At 73.3% G+C, this 21,984-nt stretch carries 17 protein-coding genes; 10 read left to right on the forward strand and 7 right to left on the reverse strand.

What is annotated here, in order from left to right; all coding sequences use genetic code 11:
* Window positions 1-2 precede the first annotated feature (2 nt).
* The 5 genes from AB0I29_RS04190 to AB0I29_RS04210 are packed head-to-tail and all read right to left on the reverse strand — an operon-like array spanning window position 3 to window position 5,300.
* Complete coding sequence (locus AB0I29_RS04190; RefSeq protein ID WP_357478366.1) at window positions 3-836, reverse strand: ABC transporter permease; 834 nt, start codon at window positions 834-836, stop codon at window positions 3-5.
* On the reverse strand, window positions 829-1,698 hold the full coding sequence (locus AB0I29_RS04195; protein ID WP_285102233.1) for an ABC transporter permease: 870 nt from the start codon (window positions 1,696-1,698) through the stop codon (window positions 829-831). The genes AB0I29_RS04190 and AB0I29_RS04195 overlap by 8 nt, the downstream gene beginning before the upstream one ends.
* Before the next feature lies 1 nt (window position 1,699).
* Complete coding sequence (locus AB0I29_RS04200; RefSeq protein ID WP_357478369.1) at window positions 1,700-2,767, reverse strand: ABC transporter ATP-binding protein; 1,068 nt, start codon at window positions 2,765-2,767, stop codon at window positions 1,700-1,702.
* A complete protein-coding gene (locus AB0I29_RS04205) occupies window positions 2,767-3,891 on the reverse strand; it encodes an extracellular solute-binding protein (protein ID WP_357478372.1) in 1,125 nt (374 codons plus the stop codon). The genes AB0I29_RS04200 and AB0I29_RS04205 overlap by 1 nt, the downstream gene beginning before the upstream one ends.
* Window positions 3,888-5,300: an amidase gene (locus AB0I29_RS04210; protein ID WP_357478376.1), complete on the reverse strand. Its 1,413-nt coding sequence runs from the start codon at window positions 5,298-5,300 to the stop codon at window positions 3,888-3,890. Before AB0I29_RS04210 ends, AB0I29_RS04205 begins: the two co-directional genes overlap by 4 nt.
* A 211-nt stretch (window positions 5,301-5,511) precedes the next feature.
* On the opposite strand from AB0I29_RS04210, the gene AB0I29_RS04215 reads away from it, so the two are divergent.
* The 7 genes from AB0I29_RS04215 (at window position 5,512) to AB0I29_RS04245 (ending at window position 13,375) form a co-directional block, all read left to right on the forward strand.
* Entirely contained in the window at window positions 5,512-6,906 is a 1,395-nt protein-coding gene (locus tag AB0I29_RS04215) for an aminotransferase class I/II-fold pyridoxal phosphate-dependent enzyme (protein ID WP_357478379.1), read from the forward strand.
* 78 nt (window positions 6,907-6,984) lie between these two features.
* Window positions 6,985-7,815, forward strand: coding sequence for a DeoR/GlpR family DNA-binding transcription regulator (locus tag AB0I29_RS04220; protein WP_285102228.1), 831 nt, complete (start codon window positions 6,985-6,987; stop codon window positions 7,813-7,815).
* A 368-nt stretch (window positions 7,816-8,183) separates the two neighbouring features.
* The gene (locus AB0I29_RS04225; protein ID WP_285102227.1) at window positions 8,184-9,560 is read left to right on the forward strand and encodes a sugar ABC transporter substrate-binding protein; all 1,377 of its coding nucleotides are present in this window, start codon (window positions 8,184-8,186) and stop codon (window positions 9,558-9,560) included.
* A 79-nt stretch (window positions 9,561-9,639) separates the two neighbouring features.
* Window positions 9,640-10,584 carry a sugar ABC transporter permease gene (locus AB0I29_RS04230; protein ID WP_357478383.1) on the forward strand — a complete coding sequence of 315 codons (945 nt, stop codon included), beginning with the start codon at window positions 9,640-9,642 and terminating at the stop codon, window positions 10,582-10,584.
* The gene (locus AB0I29_RS04235; RefSeq protein WP_357478386.1) at window positions 10,581-11,399 is read left to right on the forward strand and encodes a carbohydrate ABC transporter permease; all 819 of its coding nucleotides are present in this window, start codon (window positions 10,581-10,583) and stop codon (window positions 11,397-11,399) included. Before AB0I29_RS04230 ends, AB0I29_RS04235 begins: the two co-directional genes overlap by 4 nt.
* Window positions 11,400-11,470: 71 nt before the next feature.
* Window positions 11,471-12,931, forward strand: coding sequence for a mannitol dehydrogenase family protein (locus AB0I29_RS04240; RefSeq protein WP_357478979.1), 1,461 nt, complete (start codon window positions 11,471-11,473; stop codon window positions 12,929-12,931).
* A 144-nt stretch (window positions 12,932-13,075) separates the two neighbouring features.
* On the forward strand, window positions 13,076-13,375 hold the full coding sequence (locus tag AB0I29_RS04245; protein WP_357478389.1) for a DUF4383 domain-containing protein: 300 nt from the start codon (window positions 13,076-13,078) through the stop codon (window positions 13,373-13,375).
* Between the two features lie 214 nt (window positions 13,376-13,589).
* Here AB0I29_RS04245 and AB0I29_RS04250 read toward each other — a convergent pair whose 3' ends face one another.
* The gene (locus AB0I29_RS04250; RefSeq protein ID WP_357478392.1) at window positions 13,590-14,189 is read right to left on the reverse strand and encodes a TetR/AcrR family transcriptional regulator; all 600 of its coding nucleotides are present in this window, start codon (window positions 14,187-14,189) and stop codon (window positions 13,590-13,592) included.
* A 126-nt stretch (window positions 14,190-14,315) separates the two neighbouring features.
* Between AB0I29_RS04250 and AB0I29_RS04255 the strand changes: the two genes are divergently transcribed.
* Entirely contained in the window at window positions 14,316-16,160 is a 1,845-nt protein-coding gene (locus AB0I29_RS04255; protein ID WP_357478394.1) for an NAD(P)/FAD-dependent oxidoreductase, read from the forward strand.
* Between the two features lie 138 nt (window positions 16,161-16,298).
* A complete protein-coding gene (locus AB0I29_RS04260) occupies window positions 16,299-19,169 on the forward strand; it encodes a cation-translocating P-type ATPase (protein WP_357478397.1) in 2,871 nt (956 codons plus the stop codon).
* Window positions 19,170-19,176: 7 nt separating this feature from the next.
* Here AB0I29_RS04260 and AB0I29_RS04265 read toward each other — a convergent pair whose 3' ends face one another.
* Window positions 19,177-19,503, reverse strand: a complete 327-nt coding sequence (locus tag AB0I29_RS04265) for a hypothetical protein (RefSeq protein WP_285102221.1) — start codon at window positions 19,501-19,503, stop codon at window positions 19,177-19,179.
* Between the two features lie 481 nt (window positions 19,504-19,984).
* Here AB0I29_RS04265 and AB0I29_RS04270 point away from each other — a divergent pair, with 481 nt between their 5' ends.
* Entirely contained in the window at window positions 19,985-21,934 is a 1,950-nt protein-coding gene (locus AB0I29_RS04270) for an HNH endonuclease (protein WP_357478400.1), read from the forward strand.
* The last annotated feature ends 50 nt before the right edge of the window (window positions 21,935-21,984 follow it).

The raw sequence follows: 21,984 nt of genomic DNA on the forward strand, positions 1-21,984 counted from the left end.
GGCTACAGGAACCTCGAGACGTGGACGGTGCGGTCGAGCACGGCGATGGTCGCCACGCTGACGAGCAGCAGGAGCGTGGAGACGGCCGCGACGGTGGGTTCGAGCTGGACCTGCACCGCGGAGTAGATGCGCACGGGCACGGTGGCCTCGCCGGCGCCGGCCACCAGGACCGACACGGCCACCTCGCCGAGGGAGATCACGGCGCCGAGGAACGCCCCGGCGACGATCCCCGGCCGCATGAGCGGCACGGTCACGGTGAGGAAGGTGCGCAGCGGCGACGCCCCGAGCGACCGCGCGGCGCGGGGCAACGCGGGGTCGAGCGCCGCGGCGCTCACCGCGACGACCCGCACGCAGAACGGGAAGGTCACCACCAGGTGCGCGAGCCACAGGCCCTGCGCCGAGCCGACCATGCCGGTGCGCTGGAGCTGGTAGAGCAGCGCCAGGCCGACCATCACGCCGGGCACCGCCATGGGGGACAGGAACAGCAGGCCGAGCGCGCGCCGGCCGGGGAAGCTCCCCGCGCCGACGGCGTACCCGCCGAGGGTGCCCAGCACCACGACGACCGGCACGACGAGCAGCACGAGCAGCAGCGAGTAGCCGAGCGAGTCGAGCCACTGCGCGGAGCCGAACACCTCGGCGTACCAGCGCAGGCTCAGGCCGGACGGCGGGAACCGGAAGTTGTTCCCGGCGTTGAACGAGCTCAGCGCGACCACGGCGAGCGGGAGCAGCAGGAAGGCGCAGACGAGCGCCACGGGCACGAGCGTCAGCGCGCGGCGGGCGCGGGCCCGGCCGGCAGCGCGCAGCACGGGACGTTCGGGGGCACGACGGTCAGGCACGACGCCCCCTCTCGGCGAACCGGCCCAGCAGGCCGATCAGGCCGCAGACCGCGAGCGTGACGGCCAGCAGCACGAAGCTCAGGGCGGCGGCGCGCGGCTGGTCGAAGGCGACCATGGCCTCGGTCTGGATCCGCAGCCCGGCGAGCGACTGGTTGGCCCCGCCCACGAGCAGCGGCGTCACGTACACGCCCATGCTCAGGGAGAAGACGATCACCGTCGCGGCCACGACGCCCGGGGTGGCCAGCGGCAGCACCACGGAGCGGAACGTGCGCAGCGCGCCCGCGCCCAGGTCGGCCGACGCCTGCAGCAGGCGGTCGTCGATCGCGCCGAGCGAGGCGGACAGGGCCAGCACCGCGAACGGCAGCAGCACGTGCACGACGGCGAGGAACACCGTCCACGGCGAGCGCAGCAGCGGCAGGGACTCGTCGATCAGGCCGAGGGCCTGGAGCGTGACGTTGACCGGGCCCTCGCCGGACATGACCACGCGCCAGCCGAACGACCGCACGACCTCGCTGGTCAGCAGCGGGGACAGCGTGATGACGAAGACCAGGGACTTGCCCACGCCCGACGTCGAGCGGGCGAGGTACCAGGCGAGCGGGAACGCCAGGACGAGGCACGTGACGCTGACCCGGACGGCGAGCCAGAGGCTCTCGACGACCGAGCCCCACAGGTAGGGCGTGCCGAAGACCTCGGCGTACTGCGCGCCGGTGAACCCGGGCAGCACGTTGTTCATCTGGTCGGTGGGGCGCAGGCTCAGCAGGAGCAGTCCGACGAGCGGCAGCAGGAACGCGACCACGACGAACGCCGTGGGCACGATCGCGGCGACGTGGCCGCGCAGGTCGCGGGTGCGGGTGGCCGGCACGTCAGGCCGCCCCGAGCGGCAGGAGGGCGTCGTCGGACCACGTGAGCCCCACGCCCTCGTCCTCGGCGAAGCGCCGCCCGCCGTCCGCGGGGCTCGCGAGCAGCTCGGTGCCGTCCGTGGTGCGCAGGCGGTACTCGTACCGCTCGCCGGCGAAGCCGACCGACAGCACGGTCGCGGCGGCGGCGTCCCCGCCCGGCTCGACGACCCGGACGTGCTCGGGCCGCAGGGCGACGGTCCCGGCATCGGCGGCGAGCCGGACCGGCCGGCCGAGCACCGAGCGGCCGCCGTCGGCGTCGTCGCGCACCGGCAGGAGGTTCGCAGCGCCGACGAAGTCCGCGGCGAACCGGGTGCGCGGGGTGCGGTACAGATCCTCCGGGGTGCCGAGCTGCTCCAGGTCGCCGTGCGCGAGCAGCGCGACCCGGTCGGACAGCGCGAGCGCCTCCGCCTGGTCGTGCGTGACGAACACCGTGGTGGTGCCCACCTCGCGCTGCAGCTCGCGCAGCTCGTGCCGCATCTGGCGGCGCAGCTTGGCGTCCAGGTTGGACAGCGGCTCGTCGAGCAGCAGCACCCGCGGGCGGGTGACCAGCGCGCGGGCGATGGCGACGCGCTGCTGCTGGCCGCCGGAGAGCTGCTGCGGGTAGCGGTCCGCGTAGTCCGCCAGGTCGACCAGCCGCAGGGCGTCGCGCACGCGCTCGGCCCGCTCGTCGCGCGGCACGCGCCGGGTGCGCAGCCCGTACTCCAGGTTGCGCCGCACCGTCATGTGCGGGAACAGGGCGTAGCTCTGGAACACCAGCCCCGTCTCGCGACGGTTCGGCGCCACGTGCGTGACGTCCTGCCCGTCGATGGCGACGGTCCCGCTGGTGGGCGTGACGAACCCGGCGAGCACGGACAGGAGCGTCGACTTGCCGCAGCCCGACGGCCCGAGGACCGAGAGGAACTCGCCCGCCTCGATCGTCAGCTCGTCGAGCTCCAGCACGGGCGCGCCGCCGTACCCGACGCTGAGCCCGCGGATCTCCACGCGGCCCTGCGTCGTCGTGCCCGCCGAAGGGGCCGTCGTCGGCGTCGTCATCAGCCGAAGATCTCCTGCCAGCGCGCCTGCAGGTCCGGGAGCTGCGGGGTGATGGCCTCGTAGTCGACCCACACGAAGTCGTCGTACGCGCCCTTGCCGCTGGTGATCTGCTCGTCGAACTGCGCCGGGTACTCGTTCTGGTCGTTGGAGGCGGCGTACCAGGTGCCCTCCGAGAAGACGGGCTGGTACTCGCTGGAGGCCACGTAGTCGAGGAACGTGTACGCGAGCCCCTCCTCCTGCGTGCCCTCGGTGACGAACAGGGAGGTCAGGGCGCCCACGGAGCCCGACGCCGGGTAGGCGAAGCCGATGGGCTCGCCCGCGTTCTGCTGGACGAACGCGCGGCCGTCCCAGTGCGCCGCGACCCAGGCGTCGCCGTTCGAGAGCGCGGTCTCGACGCTCGTACCGTCGGCGGGGAACGTCGAGGCGCAGTCCTTGAGGGTCTCGAGCTGCTCGAACGCGGCGTCCACGTCGTCCGGGTTGGTGATGGTGCCGCCGGCCTCGTTGATCAGGCCCGCGAGGAACTCGACGCCGGTGTTGAACGTCAGCGGCGAGACGGCCACGTGCCCGCAGTAGGCCGGGTCGAGCAGGTCGGACCAGTCCGTCGGCGGCTCGTCCACCTTGTCGGTGCGGAAGGCGATGCCGGTGGAGCCGACGGTCAGGGGCACGCCGTACTGGGTGCCGCCCACGTTGCTCTGCTCGGCGAGCACGGTGTTGAGCTGGTCGAACTGCTCGATCCGGGCGGTGTCGAGCTCGGCGACCACGCCAGCGGAGACCGCGCTCGGGATGACGTTGGGCGTGAACGCCACGACGTCGTAGGCGGGCGTGCCGCCCTTGGTGGAGCGCAGCGCGGTGAGCCAGTCGGCGGGGCCACCGGGGACGAGCTCGACGGTCGCGCCGGTCTCCTCCTCGAACGGCTCGACGAACGCCTTGCTGAACGACTCGCCCCACGACCCGGCGTAGACCGCGACCTTGAGGGTCCGGCCCGACAGGTCGCCGGCGGCGGCCTCACCGCCCCCGTCGTCGGCGGAGCAGGCGGCCAGCGAGCCGGTCAGGGCGAGCGCCGTGGTCACGGCGAGGGTGCGCGTCAGGGGCCGGGCGGCCCGGCGCGGGGAGCGGGAGGTCATCGTTGTCTCGTTCCTTCGGGGTGGTGGGGCGGCAGGCGGCGGTCCCAGGCGTAGTGCCGTTCCAGGACGGCGCCGAGCCGGAGCAGGAGTGCCTCGCCGCCCTGCGGTGCGACGAGCTGGGTGCCGAGCGGCAGGCCGTCGTCGTCCAGGTGGGTGGGCAGGGTGAGGGCGGGGGTACCGAGCACGCTCGGGACGGTGGTGAACGCGAGCGTGCGCTCGTAGACGACCGAGTCGCGCGAGGGCGCCTGCCGGGTCAGCTCGTCCAGGACGACGCCGGTCTCGGGCACGCGGGTCGCCGTCGTCGGGGTGAGGACGACGTCGGCCCCGCCGAACAGGGCCCCGGTGACCGTGCGGGCCAGGGTGCGCATCCGGACGGCCCCGCGCACGTAGTCGGCCGCGCCGAGGGCGTCGGCCCGGTCCATCACGCGGTGGATGTACGGCTGCAGCCGCTCGGGGTGGTCCAGCGGCGTCTGCCGCAGCCACGCCGGGATGACGACGCCCGGGTACAGGTCCATGATCTCGGCGCCCCCGTCCGGGGCGTCGAGCGCGACGACCGTGTGCCCCAGGGCGCGCAGCACGGCGGCGACGTCCTCCACCGCGGCGACGCACGCGGCGTCGACCGCGATGCGGGGGTCGAACGAGCGGGTGAGCAGGCCGACCCGCAGCGGGCCGGGAGCGTGGTCCAGCAGGGCGAGGTGGTCCGGGGCGGCGGGGCCGCGCGACCACGCGAGCGGGTCGGGTGCGGCCAGGTGCGTCACGACGGCGGCCGTGTCGGCCACGGTGCGCGTGACGACGCCCTCGGTGGCGCCACCCTCCCAGCCCTGGACGCGCTGGGGGAGCAGGCCACGGCCGGGCTTGAGGCCGACCAGGCCGCAGAACGACGCGGGGACGCGCAGCGAGCCGCCGCCGTCGCTCGCCAGCGCGACGGGCACGATGCCGGCGGCGACGGCCGCGGCGGACCCGCCGCTGGACCCGCCCGGCGAGCGGGTCAGGTCCCACGGGTTGTGCGTGACGCCGGAGCGCGGGCTCTCGCAGGAGGTGGTCATGGCGAGCTCCGGCGTGGCCGCACGCCCGAGCTGGACGAAGCCGGCCGCGAACGCCGCGGCGGGCAGCAGGTCGGTCGACGGCGCGGGCGTCTCGTCGATCGCGAGGGAGCCGCGGGTCCACGGCTGGCCCTCCACCGCGAACGTGTCCTTGACCGTGATCGGCACCCCGGCGAAGGGCGGCAGGTCCGCGCCGGCGGCCCGGGCGCGGTCGACGGCGTCGGCGGCCGCGAGCGTCGCGGCGTCGTCGCGCCACACGAGGGACCGCACGGCCGGGTCCACGGCGTCCGCCCGGGCGAGGGCGCGCTCCGCGACGGAGCGCGCGCTCTCGCGACCGGAGCGGATCCGGTCGGCCGTGTCCACCACACCCATATGTGATGGAAGATTCATGATCACGGGTAGACGTTAACCACGGCGAGCCGATCACTCCAAGCCGATCCCCGTGCCGTCCGCCTGATGAGACAACGGCTCCGCCGGGATGGAAGGTGGTCGCGCGACGGTGCGCTCGCCTGATATACATCTGGATGATAAGTGCCCGACCGTTCTCGGTCATGCCGTAACAGACCAACGAGGAGCGATGACGACCACAGGACCCGACGCCGCGAGTGCCGCCCCGGGCACGCCGTCCGACCTGATCGCCTCGGTGCGCGGGCTGTCCGGCCCCGCGCTCGCCGAGCAGCTCACCGCGTGGATCGAGCAGGGCGTGCTGGCGCCGGGCACCCGGCTGCCCACGATCGAGGAGGTCGCCACGGCCTCCGGCCTCGGCCGCTCGACCATCGCGGGCACCTGGTCGCTCCTGGTCGACCGCGGTCTGGTCACCACGCGGCGCCGTGGCGGCACCATCGTGGCCGGCCCCGCCAGCGCGCCCCTGTGGCCGCGCGCGGGGGAGCCGCCCGTGTTCGAGGGCTGGTCCTCGGTGGACCTCTCGTCCGCGCACCCCACCACCGACCGGCTGCCCGACCTGCTGGAGGCCTTCGCGCACAGCCTGCGCGAGCCCCAGACCAACTCGCTGCGCCGCGAGGCGATCACGCCCGCGCTGCTCGACGCCGTGCGCCAGGACTGGCCGTTCGACGCCGCCGAGTGGGTGACCGTCAGCGGCGCCGGCGAGGCCACCCTGCTCACGGCCGAGGCGGCCACCGCGCCGGGCGGGCTGATCGCCGTCCAGGAGCCCGCGGTCTCCGGGACCATCGGCAACCTGCGGTCCGTCGGGTTCGACGTCGTGGGCGTCGCCTCCGACGCCTCGGGCCCGCTCCCGGACGCCCTGGAGCGCGCCCTGGCCGCGGGCGCGCGCACCTTCGTCTACCAGCCGGGCGGGGAGTTCTCCCTGGAGGGTGCCGTCACCGCGCCGCGGCTCGCCGAGCTCGCCGACGTGCTCACGAGGCACGCCCCGGACGCCTGGGTGCTGGAGGAGGACGTGCTCGGCCCCCTGGCCCCGGTGCGGCCGCTCAGCCTGGGCGAGCTCCTGCCGGGCCGGGTCGTGCGGATCACGTCCTTCTGCCGTGCCTTCGGGCTCGACCTGCGCACCACGGTCGTCGGCGGGGCCCGCGACGTGGTGCTCGGCGTGCGCCGCCTGCGCAGCCACGGCATCCTCGCGCAGAGCCGCATCCTGCAGAACGCGCTCGCCTACCTGCTGGCCACGCCCGGCGTCGGCAGCCTCGTGCAGGACTCCGGCCGCTGGTACGCGGACCGGGGCCGGGACCTGACCCGGGCGCTCGCGGCGCGCGACGTGCGCACCGCGACACCCCCGGGCGGCCTGGTCGTGTGGCTGCGCGCCGAGAACGAGGACGAGGCCCTGGTCGAGCTCGGGGCGCGCGGCATGGTGCTCACGCCGTCGTCGCGCACGTTCGCCACGCCGCCCCGCCCCGCGTGGCTCCGCGTCGCCACACCCCAGATCCCGGCCGACCCGCAGCGGGTCGACGAGCTGGCCGAGGCGCTCGCGGGCGCCGCGCGGGGTGCGCTGCTGGCGGGCTGATCCCCGGACGGGGGTTCCGAGATGTGCCGGTACGCGGCAGACTCGGGGGCCAGAAGCCCGACGACGGGAGGCGTGGCGATGGTGCTCGACGCGAGCGCCGGGACGGTGCCGGCAGCGCCGGAGCCCGGTGCGCCCCCGGCGAGCGCCTTGCGGCAGGCCGAACGGTCCGCGGAGCTGCTCGCCCTGGTGCGGCGGCGCGGCCGGATCGAGGTGAGCGAGTCGGCCCGGATGCTGTCCGTCTCCCAGGAGACGGTGCGCCGCGAGCTGCGCAAGCTGGAGGCGCAGGGCCTGGTGCGGCGCAGCTACGGGCTCGCCTTCCCGGTGGAGACCAGCTCGTTCGAGACGGCGCTGTCCCAGCGCCGGGAGAGCTTCCCGGAGGAGAAGGCGCGGATCGCCGCCGAGGTGGCGCGGCGCCTGGGCGAGGCGCGGACGATCTTCGTCGACGAGGGGTTCCAGCCGCTGCTCGCGGCGCGCGCCCTGCCGACCGACCGCGAGCTCACGCTGGTCACGTCGTCCCTGCCGGTCGCGACGGAGCTGTCGGCCCGGCCCAACGTGCAGGTGATCATCATCGGCGGGCGCGTGCGGGGCAAGACCCTGGGCGTGGTCGACGGCGCGGCCGTGGACATGCTGCGCACCTTCCGCCTCGACCTCGGGCTGATCGGCGCGAACGGGGTGACCGTCGAGGACGGCCTGACCACGCCCGACCCGACGGTCGCGAGCGTGAAGGCCGCCGCCATCGAGGTGAGCAGGCGCCGCATCTTCATCGGCGCGCACCACAAGTTCGGCGTGACCAGCTTCGTGCGGTTCGCCGGCCTGGACGACTTCGAGGCGATGATCACCGGCACGCAGCTCGGCTCGGCCCGGGCACGCGCGTTCCACGCGGCCGGGGCGGAGATCGTCCAGGTCTGAGCGGGCGCCGTCCGAGGGCCTCCGGGGCGTGACCGGTCGGCCCGTCGGGACCAGCAGTTCGTGCCCGGTCCGGGATGCGTTTTCCCAGGTGGCGGCCCGGTGTAGAACCGGGCAGAACGGACCCTGACGCCGGCCGTGCGGGCGTCCGGCAGCCGTGCCCGCACGCGCCGTCGGGCCCCCGGCCGCCCCCGGCTGTGCGATACCACAGTCTCGCTGACCGTTTGGGTTTCACCCTCGTTGACCCGGTTTGCGGCCAGGCCCACGATGTGCGGACCCGTGCCCCACCGGACGCCGAACGGCAGCACGCCGAGGCACGACGACGAGGCACCACGACACCTCACGACGACGTGACCAGAAGGGTCGAAGCAATGATGCTCACGAGAACTGCGCGCCGCCAGGCAGCGCCCGCCGGCCTCGCAGCCGCGGCGCTCGCGCTGGCGCTGACCGCCTGCGCCGGGGCGGGAGGCGGCGGGGACGGCGGCTCCGCCGGACAGGGCGGCGGGCCGGTCGAGCTCACGCTCGCGACCGTCAACAACCCGCAGATGAAGGACATGGAGGAGCTGAAGTCCGCCTTCGAGGAGGAGCACCCGGACATCACGGTGAACTTCATCCAGATGGAGGAGAACGACCTGCGCGACGCCGTCACCAAGGACGTGGCGACCGACGGCGGCCAGTACGACATCGTCACGGTGGGCTCCTACGAGGTGCCCATCTGGGCGCAGAACGGCTGGCTCACCGACCTGACGGGCGACCTCGGGTCCGACGCGGACTACGACGTCGACGACCTGTTCGAGCCCGTCAAGGACGCCCTGACGGTCGACGACTCCCTGTACGCCGTCCCGTTCTACGGCGAGTCCTCGATGCTCATGTACAACAAGGAGCTCCTCGACGCGGCGGGCGTGACCATGCCCGAGCACCCGACGTGGCAGGAGGTCGCCGACATCGCCCGCGAGGTCGACTCGGACGACGTGGACGGCATCTGCCTGCGCGGCAAGCCCGGCTGGGGCGAGGTCTTCGCGCCGCTGACGACGGTGGTGAACACGTTCGGCGGGAGCTGGTACGACGCCGAGTGGAACGCCCAGGTGGACCAGCCGGAGTTCGCCGAGGCCGTCCAGTTCTACGTGGACCTGGTCGAGGACGCGGGGGAGGCCGACCCCGTCTCCACCGGGTTCACCGAGTGCCTGAACAACGTGAGCCAGGGCCGGTCCGCGATGTGGGTGGACGCGACGGTCGCCGCCGGCCTGCTGGAAGACCCGGAGTCGTCGCAGGTCGCGGGCAAGATGGGCTACGCCCACGCGCCGGTGGTCGAGACCGAGGAGTCCGGCTGGCTGTGGTCCTGGAACCTCGCGATCCCCGAGACCACGCAGAACCGCGACGCGGCGGTCGAGTTCGTGAAGTGGGCGACGAGCAAGGAGTACCACCAGCTCGTCGGCACGGAGCTCGGCTGGAGCCGGGTGCCCCCGGGCGCGCGGAACTCGACGTACGAGATCCCGGAGTACGAGGAGGCCGCGGCGTCGTTCGCGCCCATCACGCGCGACATCATGCTCGCCGTGAACCCGGAGCAGCCGGGCGTCGCGCCGCAGTCGTGGACCGGCATCCAGTACGTGACCATCCCGGAGTTCCAGGACCTCGGGAACCAGGTCTCGCAGGACCTGGCCGACGTCTTCGCGGGCCGCAGCGAGCTCGCTCCCGTGCTGGAACGCGCCCAGGACCTCGCCCAGGAGGCGGGCGACGCCCAGAAGTAGCCGGACCCCGGGTGCGGGGAGCCGTACTCCCCGCACCCGGGTTCCTTGTGCCCAGGTTCCTCGTGCCCAGGAGGGCCACATGACCGTTCTCATGACCACCCCGACGCGGAGACGGCCCTCGCGGGCGGTGCCCACCGGGCAGCAGAGCCGCCGACGCCGTGTCGCCGTCTCGCGCGCCCTGCTCTGGCCCGCGCTGGCCACCTCGATCGTCCTGACCCAGATCCCGTTCGTGCTGACGATCTACTACTCGCTGCAGCGCTGGAACATGCTGCGCCCGGGCGACCGCGGCTTCACGGGCCTCGACAACTACGTGAGCGTGCTGCGCGACGGCTCGTTCCTGTCGTCGCTCGGCGCGACCGTCGCCGTCACCGGCACGTCGGTGGTGGCCTCGACCCTGCTCGGCATGCTGTTCGCGGTGCTGCTGGACCGCAGCTTCGTGGGGCGTGGCGTGGCCCGGACCCTGATGATCACGCCGTTCCTCGTCATGCCCGCCGCCGCGGCCCTGGTGTGGAAGTGGTCCATCCTGGACGCCGCCACCGGCATGGCCAACTGGGGCCTCGGGCTGGTCGGCCTGCCGCCCGTGGCCTGGAACACCGAGCTGCCGATGCTCACGATCATCCTGGTGCTGACCTGGCAGTACACGCCGTTCGCCATGCTGATCCTGCTGGCCGGGCTGCAGGCGCAGGACAGGGATGTCCTGGAGGCCGCCGCCGTCGACGGTGCCGGGGCGCTGCGCACCTTCGGCTCGATCACGCTGCCGCACCTGCGCCAGTACGTCGAGATCGCGGTGCTGCTGGCCTCGATCATGCTGCTCCAGGTCTTCGACCCCATCGCGATCATGACCCGCGGCACGGGCGGCACCAAGACGCTCTCCTACCTGCTCTACGAGCGGGCGTTCGTGGGCCTGGAGGTCGGCGAGGCCGCCGCGTACGGCGTGATGACCGTGCTCGTCACGATCGTCGTCGCCTCGGTCGCGCTGCGCACCCTCTTCAAGGTCTTCTCCACGGAAGGGATCGACCGATGACCTCCTCGCGCCTGCGCGCGGCCCTGATCACCGCGGTCACCTGGGTGCTCGTGCTGATGTTCTTCTTCCCCGTGGCCTGGATGGTGTTCACGGCCTTCAAGCCGGAGCACCAGGCCGCCACGATGCCGCCCACGTTCGCCCCCGACCTCACGCTCGACCAGTTCGACGCCGTCTTCGCGCGCGACATGCTGCCGTACCTGATCAACTCGCTCAGCGCGAGCCTCGGGTCCACGCTGCTGGTCCTCGTCCTGGCAGTCCCCGCCGCCTACGCGCTGAGCATCCGCCCGGTCGCCAACGTGCGCGACGCCCTGTTCTTCTTCATCTCCACCCGCTTCATGCCGGTGGCCGCCTCGATCATCCCGATCTACCTGCTGCTGCAGTCCGTGGGCGGGCTCGACAACATCACCTGGCTCACCATCCTCTACGTGGGCGTCAACCTGCCCATCGCCGTGTGGATGATGCGGTCGTTCCTCGCCGAGGTGCCGCGCGAGGTCATCGAGGCCGCGCAGCTCGACGGCGCCCGCCTGGGCACCGAGATCTTCCGGGTGGTGCTGCCCATCGTGCTGCCCGGCGTCGCCGCCGCGGGCCTGATCTGCTTCATCTTCGCGTGGAACGAGTTCTTCCTCGCCAACCTCCTCACGGCCCAGGTGGCGCGCCCCACCCCGCCGTTCCTCACGAGCTTCGTGGACGGCCGCGGCCAGTTCCTCGCCGTCCTGTCCGCGGCCGCGACCGTCGCCATCGTCCCCGTGGTGCTGGCCGGGTGGATCGCGCAGAAGCAGCTCGTCCGCGGCCTCGCGATGGGAGCGATCAAGTGACCCTGGACCTCGCCGTCCCGCTGCCGGTAGCGCTGCCCGACGGCGGGCCCGGCACCGGACCCGATGACAAGGTGCCCGCCGTCAGCCTGCCGCCCTACGACCGCACCGGCCTCCGCGTCGGGATCGTGCACCTCGGCGTCGGCGGCTTCCACCGTGCGCACCAGGCGCTCGCGGTCGACGAGCTGCTGCGGCGCGGCGAGGCCCGCGAGTGGGGCATCTGCGGCGTCGGCCTGCTGCCCGGGGACGCCGCGATGCGCGACGCGCTGCGGGCGCAGGACGGCCTGTACACGCTCGTGACCAAGCACCCGGACGGCGGGCTCGACGCGCGGGTGGTCGGCAGCATCGTGGAGTACCTGTTCGCGCCGGACGACCCGGAGGCCGTGCTGGAGCGCATGGCCCACCCGGACACCCGCATCGTGTCGCTGACCATCACCGAGGGCGGCTACGGGTTCGACCAGGTCACCGGCGAGTTCGACGCGACGGCGCCCGCCGTCGTCGCCGACGCCCGGCCGGGGGCCGTGCCGGCCACCGTGTTCGGCTACGTGGTGGAGGCCCTGGCCCGACGGCGGGCGCGCGGCCTGCCGCCGTTCACCGTGATGTCCTGCGACAACGTGCAGGGCAACGGCGAGAAGGCCCGGACCGTCTTCGCCGCCTTCGCGGCCCTGCGCGACCCGGACCTCGGCCGGTGGGTGCACGACGAGGTCGCGTTCCCGAGCTCGATGGTGGACCGCATCACGCCCGTGACGACCGACGCGGACCGGGCCCTGGTCGCCGAGCGGCTCGGCGTCGCGGACCGCTGGCCGGTCGTCGCGGAACCGTTCTTCCAGTGGGTGCTGGAGGACGACTTCCCGCTCGGCCGGCCGCCGCTGGAGCACGCGGGCGTGCAGCTCGTCGCGGACGTCGAGCCGTACGAGCTGATGAAGCTGCGGCTGCTCAACGCGAGCCACCAGGCCATCGCCTACTTCGGGTGGCTGAGCGGCTACCGGTACGCGCACGAGGCGATGGCCGACCCGGTCGTGGCGCGGTTCGTGCGCGACTTCATGGACCGCGAGGCGACGCCGACCCTGCGCCCGGTCCCGGGCGTCGACCTCGACGAGTACAAGAGCTCGCTGGTGGAGCGCTTCGGCAACCCGGAGGTGCGGGACACGCTCGCGCGGCTGTGCGCGGAGACGTCGGACCGCATCCCGAAGTGGCTGGTGCCGATCGTGCGCGAGCAGCTGCTCGCCGGCGGCGAGATCCTCCGGTCGGCGGCGATCGTCGCGAGCTGGGCCCGGTACGCCGAGGGGACCGACGAGCAGGGCGAGCCCATCGAGGTGGTCGACCGGCTCGCCGACCGGCTCGTGTCGCTCGCCCGCTCGCAGCGGGGCGACGCCGTGGCGTTCCTGCGCAGCCCGGACCTGTTCGGGTCGCTCGCGTCCGAGCCGCGTTTTGTCGCGGCCTACCTCGATGCGCTCGGCTCGCTGCACCAGGTGGGGGCCCGCGCGACGCTGGAGACCCTGGTGGCGGAGGCGCCGCGGCCGGACCAACCCTGAGCCGGCCACGCCCCCCGAGGAAGGCGGCGATCCTCGCGTACGAGGCGGGGCTCGTCGAGCAGAAGTCGCCGTGAACCCGCCCCATCCGGATCTGTCTCGGCTCCGAACCACCTGCGAGAACGCCGAACAGAACGGAGTAACGCCATGACGCAATCCATGTCCTCGACGCGCACTCGCGGGGTGTCCCAGTGGCTCGCCCTGACGATCGGCGTGGTCTACCTGCTGGTGGGAGCCGCGGGGTTCCTCGTGACCGGGTTCAGCGGGTTCGCCGAGCACGACCACGAGCAGACGCTGCTCGGGTTCGCCGTCAACCCGCTGCACAACGTCGTGCACCTCCTGATCGGGGTGCTCGGGATCAGCCTGTGGTCCACGATAGGGCCGGGCGCGGACGTTCGGCTGGCTGCTCGTGGCCGGGTACGGGGCGGGCGTTCGTGTACGGCCTGATCGCGGTGGGCAACCCCGAGATCAACTTTCCTCAACATCAACGCCGCCGACAACGTGCTGCACGCCCTGAGCGTCCTGGCCGGGCTGGCCATCGCGCTCTGGCCGCAGCGCAAGGCCGAGGCCGCCGCCTACTAGGCGACCCTCGACCGCAGGGGGCCCCGGACGGGCCGGCGGGGCAACGCTCTGGAGACGCTCGGTCCCGGCCGCGTGACCGTCACCCCGCCGTCGGCGGCTCCGTCGTGAACAGCCCCCGGTGCAGGATCGCCCGGGTCGTGCCCAGACGCGGCGGTGCCCCTGCGGCGGCGTCCACGGCGGCCGACTCCACGGCCGCGGAGGCCGCGGCCTGGACGGCCATCACCATGGGCAGCGTGAGCAGCACGTCCCCGGTACCGACGCCGGGGTGCACCCGGCCGAGGGACCGGGCCCGGTCGAGCAGCGGGTCCAGCGCGGCCGCCGTCCGCGCGGCCAGGTCGGCGGTGCCGGGCATCCGGCCGTCCGCGACGACGCGCGCGAGCCACGGGGACTCGAACTGCACGTCGAGCAGGAAGTGGAACAGCCGCTCGGCGCCGTCGTCGGCGTCGGCCAGGGCGGACGCCATGGCCTCGATGTCCGTGACGTTGTGCTCCAGCACGGCCGAGGCGAGCGCCTCCCGGTTCTCGAAGTGGCGGTGCAGGGTGGTGCGGCTGACGCCGGCCTCGTTCGCGATCTCCTCCAGCGGCACGTCCGGGCCGCGCTCGGCGAACGCCCGGCGGGCCGCCGCCACGAGCAGGTCGCGGTTGCGCGCGGCGTCGCGTCGCGTGCGTTCTACCACCATGGGCCGAGGGTAACGGCCCCCTCCGTGCGGGACGCCACAGGAGCAGGGGTTGAAAACGTACATGGATGTACGTTTTCATGTGGTCGGCGGGGGACACCCGCCGAACCGCTGACGAGAGGCCCTGCCTTGTCCCATCTGACCAGCACCGATACCAGCACCGACACCGATACAGCCACCACCGGCCTGGGGTTCGACCCGGACGCCCTGCGGGAGAGGTACCGCCACGAGCGGGACCGGCGCGTCCGGCCGGACGGCACGGCGCAGTACCGGCGCGCCGCGGGGGAGTTCGGCTACTACGCGAAGGACCCGTACACCGAGCGGGTCGAGCGGGAGCCGCTGACCGACCGGGTCGAGGTGCTGGTGGTGGGCGGCGGGTTCGGCGGCCTGCTCACCGGGGCCCGGCTGCGGGAGGCCGGCGTCGAGTCGCTGCGGATGATGGACGAGGCGGGCGACTTCGGCGGCACCTGGTACTGGAACCGGTACCCGGGCATCCACTGCGACATCGAGTCGTACGTGTACATGCCGCTGCTGGAGGAGACGGGCTACGTGCCGAGGTGGCGGTACGCGCCCGGCGAGGAGATCCGGCAGCACGCCGTGCGGATCGCCGAGCACTACGGGCTGTACCGGGACGCCGTCTTCCACACGCGCGTCACGGAGCTGCGCTGGGACGACGCCGCCGACGAGTGGCTGGTGCGGACCGACCGCGGCGACACGATGCGGGCCCGGCACGTCGTGGTCTCCTCCGGCACGCTCTCGCAGGCCAAGCTGCCCGGCATCCCGGGCATCGAGGACTTCCGCGGCCACACCTTCCACACCAGCCGCTGGGACTACGGGTACACCGGCGGCACGGCGGACGGCGGCCTGACCGGCCTCGCCGACAAGCGTGTCGCCGTGATCGGCACCGGGGCCACGGGCCTGCAGGCGATCCCGCACGTCGCCCGGGACGCGGCGCACCTGTACGTGCTGCAGCGGACGCCGTCGTCGGTGGACGTGCGTGACAACCGGCCCACCGACCCGGCGTGGGCGGCCGGCCTCAAGCCAGGCTGGCAGCGCGAGCGGATGGAGAACTTCCTGGCGATCCTGGCGGGGGAGGACGTCGCGGAGGACCTGACGGGGGACGGCTGGACCGGCACCGCGCGGCTGCAGCGCCAGATGATCACGGGCGCCGTGGACACGACCCTCGACCCGGCCGAGCGCGAGCGGCTCGACGAGCTGGCGGACTTCGTCAAGATGAACCAGATCCGGGCCCGGGTCGACGAGGTGGTCACCGACCCCGCCACCGCCGCGGCGCTCAAGCCCTGGTACCGGTACATGTGCAAGCGCCCGGGGTTCAGCGACCAGTACCTGCAGTCGTTCAACCGGCCGAACGTGACGCTCGTGGACACCGCCGACCACGGCGGCGTGACCCGGATGACCCAGAACGCGGTGGTGGTGGGCGAGGACGAGTACGAGGTGGACTGCGTCATCTTCGCCACCGGCTTCGAGGTCGGGGTCTCGGGCGTGGTGTCCGGCACGCTTCCGGTCCTCGGGCGCGGCGGCGCCCCGCTGCTGGGCGCCTGGGCGCGCGGCCCGCGCACGCTGCACGGCTTCTACACCCACGGGTTCCCCAATCTGTTCCACCTGGGCGCGGCACAGAACGCCAACTCGGTGAACTTCGTGCACGTCCTGCAGGAGCAGGCCGGGCACATCGCCGCCGTCGTCGCCCGCGCCGCCAAGACCGGGGCGCGGTACGTGGAACCGACCGTGGAGGCGCAGGACGCCTGGGCCGCCACCATCGCGCAGGCGGGCGAGGGACAGGACAACTCGGCGTTCCTGGCCGAGTGCACGCCCGGGTACTACAACGGCGAGGGCACGCGGAAGGGCGGCGCGCCGACGTCGTACAGCCCCGGGCCGGTCGCCTTCCACCGGGTGCTGGCGCAGTGGCGCGAGGGGGACATGGGCGACGTGCTGGTCCCCGCCGGCCCGCGGTGAGTCGCCGCGCGGCTGGTTCACCGAGGAGCCGCAGTGGGTCGACCTGGCGACCTGCTGGGCGTGGACGTGGCCCAGCACCGGAGGGCCATCCGTCCTGCTGAGCCGCGCGCACGCGGCGCCCCCGATGCATGATCGACTGTGGCCACCTCGCAGCAGCGCGTCCCGCCGCCGTCCGTCCCGATGCCCGCACCGGACCCGTCGGTCCGGGAGGCCGACGACGTCGCCGCCGACCTCGGCGTCGACCCCACCACCGGGCTGACCGGAGCCGAGGCGGCCCGCCGCCTGGCCGCCGACGGCCCCAACGAGCTGCGCTCGCGGCCGCCCGTGCCGCTGTGGCGCAAGGTGCTGGACCAGTTCCAGGACCCGCTCGTGGCGCTGCTGCTCGTGGCGGTAGCCATCTCGCTCGCCGTCTGGTGGGTCGAGGACGCGCACGGCGTGCCCGTGGATGCCGTCGTGATCGCGGCCATCGTGGTGCTCAACGCCGTGCTCGGTCTGGTCCAGGAGGGCAAGGCCGAGAGCGCCGTCGCGGCGCTGCGGTCCATGACCGAGGCGATGTCCACGGTGCTGCGCGACGGGCGCCGGGTCACGGTGCGGTCGGCCGAGCTCGTGCGTGGCGACGTCCTGGTCCTGGCCGAGGGGGACGCCGTCGGCGCGGACGCCCGCCTGCTCAGCGCGACCGCCCTGCGCGTCCAGGAGTCCTCGCTGACGGGCGAGAGCGAGGCGGTGCTCAAGGATGCCGCGGCGCTCGTGGCCCCGGCGCCGCTGGGCGACCGGTTCGACATGGTCTACAAGGGCACCGCCGTGGCCCAGGGTGTCGGGCGCGCCGTCGTCGTGGCCACCGGCATGAGCACCCAGATGGGCGACATCGCCCGGCTGCTCGACTCGACCGAGGAGGAGGTCACCCCGCTGCAGCGCGAGATCGCGCACGTCAGCCGGGTGCTCGGTCTCACGGTGATCGGCATCGCCGTGGTCGTGATGGTCCTGGCGGCCGTGGTCAACGAGGTCCGCACCCCGGCCGACCTCGTCACCGTGCTGCTGCTCGGCGTCTCGCTCGCCGTGGCCGCCGTGCCCGAGGGGCTGCCCGCCATCCTGTCCGTGGTCCTCGCCGTCGGCGTGCAGGCCATGGCGCGCCGCAACGCCGTCGTCAAGAAGCTGCACTCCGCCGAGACGCTCGGCTCGGCGTCCGTCATCGCGTCGGACAAGACCGGCACCCTGACCAAGAACGAGATGACCATCCAGCGGGTGGTCACCGCGTCGGGCGAGGTCACGCTCACCGGCGTCGGCTACCGCCCGGACGGGGAGGCGCTGACGCGCGGGGACGGCTCCGGCGCCGGGACCGGCGACGACGACGGTGCCGTGCCCCTGACCGACGAGCGGCTCACCCGGGAGGCGGTCATGGTGCTCGGCGGCGGCTCCCTCGCCAACGACGCCCAGCTCGTCGAGACCGACGGCGAGTGGACCGTCCAGGGCGACCCCACCGAGGCCGCCTTCCTCGTGGCCGCGCACAAGCTCGCCGGCACCGTGGACCGCGTCGCCGGCTTCGAACGGCGCGGCGAGGTGCCGTTCACGTCCGAGCGCAAGCTCATGTCCGCGCTCGTGGACCCGCCCGGCGACGGCGCCTGGGCGCTCGTCACCAAGGGCGCGCCCGACGTGCTCCTGCCGCGCTGCACCGACGTGCAGGTCGGCGACGAGACGGTCCTGCTCGACGACGACCGGCGGGCCCAGGCGCTCGCCGACGTCGAGCGCCTCTCCCGGCAGGCGTACCGCACGCTCGGCGTGGCCTACCGGCGGGTCCCCGAGGACACCGGGCCCGAGGGGCTCGAGGAGCACGAGTCCGACCTGGTCTACCTGGGCGTGGTCGGCATCATCGACCCGCCCCGCCCCGAGGTCGCGCCCGCGGTGGCCGAGGCCCGCCGGGCCGGCATCCGCGTCATGATGATCACCGGCGACCACCCGGTCACGGCCACCCGGATCGCGAGCGACCTGGGCATCGTCGAGCCGGGCGCACGCGCCGTCACCGGCACCGAGCTGGACCGCCTGGACGCCGCCGGGCTGCGCGAGACCACCCGCGGCGTCTCGGTCTACGCACGCGTGGCCCCGCAGAACAAGCTGCAGATCGTCGACGCGCTCCAGGCCGACGGGCACGTGGTGGCGATGACCGGCGACGGCGTGAACGACGCCCCGGCGCTGAAGACCGCCGACATCGGCGTGGCCATGGGCATCACCGGGACCGAAGTGACCAAGGAGTCGGCCAAGATGATCCTCGGCGACGACAACTTCGCCACGATCGTCGCGGCCGTGCGCCAGGGCCGGATCATCTTCGACAACATCAAGAAGTTCCTGCGCTACCTGCTCTCCTCGAACATGGGCGAGGTGTGCACGGTGCTGCTCGGCGTGGTGCTGGCCGGAGTGGTCGGACTGGAGGGGGCCGCCGGGGGCGAGGCCGTCGTCGTGCCGCTGCTGGCCACCCAGATCCTGTGGATCAACCTCGTCACCGACTCCGGGCCGGCGCTCGCGATGGGCGTGGACCCGGAGACCGACGACGTGATGGCGCGGCCGCCGCGCGGCTCGCACGAGCGGATCATCGACGCCCGCATGTGGACCGGCGTGCTGAGCATCGGGCTCGTCATGGGCGTGGCCACCCTGCTGACCATCGACATCTTCCTGCCCGGCGGCCTGGTCGAGGGGAGCGACGACCTCACCGTGGGCCGCACCGCCGGGTTCACCACCCTCGTCCTGGCCCAGCTCTTCAACGTGCTCAACTCCCGCTCCGAGACCACGAGCGCGTTCCACCGCATGTTCGTGAACCGGTGGCTCTGGGGCGCGATCGGGTTGGGGGTGCTGCTCCAGGTGGCCGTCGTGGAGGTGCCGTTCCTCCAGGTGGCCTTCGGCACCGCCGGTCTCGACCTGGCGCACTGGGCGGTGGCGGTCGGCATGGCGTCGTCGGTGCTGTGGTTCGACGAGCTGCGGAAGCTGGTGTGGCGGTGGCGGCAGCGACCGGTCGGGTGAGCCCTGGTCAGGGGGCGACGGCGGAGTCGGGTGCGTGGGTGTACTCCACCGGCTTCCCGGTTTGGTGTGCGTAGCGGATCTCGCGTCGCGTGGACTCTCCGACGTACCCGCCCGGGTTGACCACGAGGACGCGGTCGGCGAGGTCGATCTTCGCGAGGTGCAGTGCGTCCAGCGCAGCCTTCTGCTCGTCGGTGATCCGGTCGCCGGCGTGCTCGAACACACCGGGCGCGACGACGATCGTCCCGGCGAGCGTGAGGTCACGGTTCACCGCGCGGAACTCCTGAGCGAACCGGGTCGAGCCGCACAGGCACACGATCTGCGGGCGGGTTTCCAACGAGGCCTCCTGGGGGCTGCGCCGGTGAGGGCCGGTGAGCGTGTTCGCCGGCTGGCTGACTGGCTAGCTTCGTGATGGTGATGGTGATGGTGATGGAGATGGAACCACAACGGGCTTCGCCGTGTCGGACCCTGCCGGCGGTACGGCATCGTGCCGCTGCGCGCCTTCTGCCGCAGCCGTGACGCCCGCCGGGGCCTGGACGGCCTTCCGTCACTGTGAGGGCATGGTCGTGACGACGTCGCACTGGTCGACCGGCCTCGTTTACGCGGCGGGCAGAACAACGAGCGGGTGTCAGTGGCTGGGCCTATGGTCGTACAAGTGTTGGGTCGAATGCTCACGATGGTTGGACGTTGTGGTGGGAGGGGGTGGCGGTATGGACAAGGTGTCGGTTGCCGGTGGGGCACGTGCGACGTGGGTCGCTCGCAGGCCCGGTGGGAGGGCCGTGCGGAGCCGCCCTGCGGCGTGGCAGGTCGATGACGTCGTGACCACGGTGCCCGTCGTGCGCATCGACGATCTTGCGGACGGCAAGATGCCTGACGACGCGTGGCTCGCAGCATTGTTCGCCGAGGGTGACGCGCTGTTCGGCGAGTGTGAACCTGGGCGTGCCCCGGACGTCCCTGCGGGGCCGGACTGGTTCGACAGGGCGCCCGACGTGTCGTTGTCTCACGGCCCCGTGGCGGTGTGGCCGGTCGAGGTGTTGCGGGAGGCTCTGGCCGGACCGCCGGGCGCCGAGCTGGCGCACGTGGTCGCCGAGTACACCGGGCTGGGTACCGCACCATGCGGTGGCACAGGCGCCGAACTCGCCGGTGGACCGCCCGCCGAATCTGCTGCCGGTTCCGCTGCCGCAGAGGCCGGTTCGGCCCGGCTCGGCGCGCTGTCCGACGACGCCCTCGCGGACCTAGTGGCCGCGTGCGTGCGGCTGCAGTCGTGGGCGGCCGGTGTGCAGGCGCGAGTCGTGGGGGAGCGGGCCGCGCGGGAGACGAGTCCGTTGGCTCATGACTCGCTGGTCGGGCAGGTGACGGCTGAGCTGGCGGTGACGCAGGCTGAGGGGTCCGAGGTGGTGGTGCGGGCGGAGTCGGGTGCGGAGCATCCGACGGTGATTGCGGCGTTGGTTCAGGGTCGGATCGATGTGCGCAAGGCGCACACCCTGTTGCGGTCCGCTACGCGGCTCACGGTGGCGGAGCGGGCTGAGGCGATCGTCCGGTACCTGCCGCAGGCCCCGTACCGGACGTGGCGGTGGCTGCAGAACAAACTTCTGGCGTTCGCGAAGGCCCGGCACGGCGCCGAGGAGACGGCCAGGGCCGCGGCCCTGGACCGCAATGTGCAGCTGGATCGGGCGGAGAACGACATGGGGTGGCTGTCGGCGTACCTGCCGGCCGTGGACGCGGCGGCGGTCTGGGGCGTCGTGGACGACATGGCGCACCAGCTCCGGTACACCGCTGGTGAGGAGCGCACCCTGGGTCAGCTCCGTGCGGACTGCCTGACCGGCATCGTGACGGGTCGGCTGTTGCCGGGGGACCGGTTCGCGCCCGGCATCCAGGCCGAGGGGAGCACGGGGATCGTAGAACCGGTGAGCACGAGGACCCCAGGGTGTGTGCCTGCTGACCAGGCGACTGTTGCCGACAACGCCACGGCGACTGCCACGATGACCGCTACGGCGGCGGGCACGACTGATGCGAGCGCGAACACGAGTGCCACCGACGGCCCCGTCTGCCCGTGTGGTGGACGGGCGCCCGTCGTGCAGGAGACGGTCGTGCGGGTGACGCCGACCCGGCCGGTCGTCCGGGTCACCGTCCCGGCGAGCACGCTTCTGGGCCTGGACGACGCGCCGGGTGAGCTCGACGGGTTCGGGCCGATCCCGGCCGAGACGGCGCGACTTCTCGCGGAGGACGCCACCTGGCGGCGCCTGGTGACGGACCCGGTGACGGGGGTCCTGGTCGACTACTCGTCCCAGGCGTACACGCCAGGCAAGGTGCTCCGGGCGGCGGTGGAGGCCAGGGACGGGACCTGCACGTTCATCGGGTGCGACACCCCGGCGACGACGTGCGACCTGGACCACATCGACCCCTTCGACCACGAGTGGAGAGAGCGGGCCGGGGCTGCGGGGAAGAACCAGCCCGGACAGACGAACGCGTGGAACCTGCACGCACTCTGCCGCCGACACCACCTGCTCAAGACCCATGCCGGCTGGGGCGTCGAACGTGACCCGGTCACCGGGATCACCACCTGGACCACGCCCGCGGGCAGCACGCACGCCCGGCCGCCGACGGTCCTGGACACCCGGGTCGACCTGGACCAGGTCGACCCGGGCACCAGCAGCGACCTGACGGTGCGTGCCCTCACCGGACGCCGGTTGCCCCGTGCCTACATCACCACTGAGCCGGCGGCAGCTGCCACCGACCCGCCCCGGTCGGGGGTGCCTCCGTTGTGAGCGGCGGGACCGATCCGGAGTTCCTGCCCCGGCACCAGGTCCGGCCCCGC

It is taken from the genome of Promicromonospora sp. NPDC050262 (genome assembly GCF_040655935.1).
Lineage (GTDB): Bacteria > Actinomycetota > Actinomycetes > Actinomycetales > Cellulomonadaceae > Promicromonospora.

Coding starts and splice junctions, on each gene's coding strand:
- AB0I29_RS04200 (WP_357478369.1), bottom strand. CDS start 2,767: ATGACGACGCCGACGACGGCCCCTTCGGCGGGCACGACGACGCAGGGC.
- AB0I29_RS04205 (WP_357478372.1), bottom strand. CDS start 3,891: ATGACCTCCCGCTCCCCGCGCCGGGCCGCCCGGCCCCTGACGCGCACC.
- AB0I29_RS04215 (WP_357478379.1), top strand. CDS start 5,512: ATGACGACCACAGGACCCGACGCCGCGAGTGCCGCCCCGGGCACGCCG.
- AB0I29_RS04220 (WP_285102228.1), top strand. CDS start 6,985: ATGGTGCTCGACGCGAGCGCCGGGACGGTGCCGGCAGCGCCGGAGCCC.
- AB0I29_RS04225 (WP_285102227.1), top strand. CDS start 8,184: ATGATGCTCACGAGAACTGCGCGCCGCCAGGCAGCGCCCGCCGGCCTC.
- AB0I29_RS04230 (WP_357478383.1), top strand. CDS start 9,640: ATGACCGTTCTCATGACCACCCCGACGCGGAGACGGCCCTCGCGGGCG.
- AB0I29_RS04235 (WP_357478386.1), top strand. CDS start 10,581: ATGACCTCCTCGCGCCTGCGCGCGGCCCTGATCACCGCGGTCACCTGG.
- AB0I29_RS04245 (WP_357478389.1), top strand. CDS start 13,076: ATGACGCAATCCATGTCCTCGACGCGCACTCGCGGGGTGTCCCAGTGG.
- AB0I29_RS04250 (WP_357478392.1), bottom strand. CDS start 14,189: ATGGTGGTAGAACGCACGCGACGCGACGCCGCGCGCAACCGCGACCTG.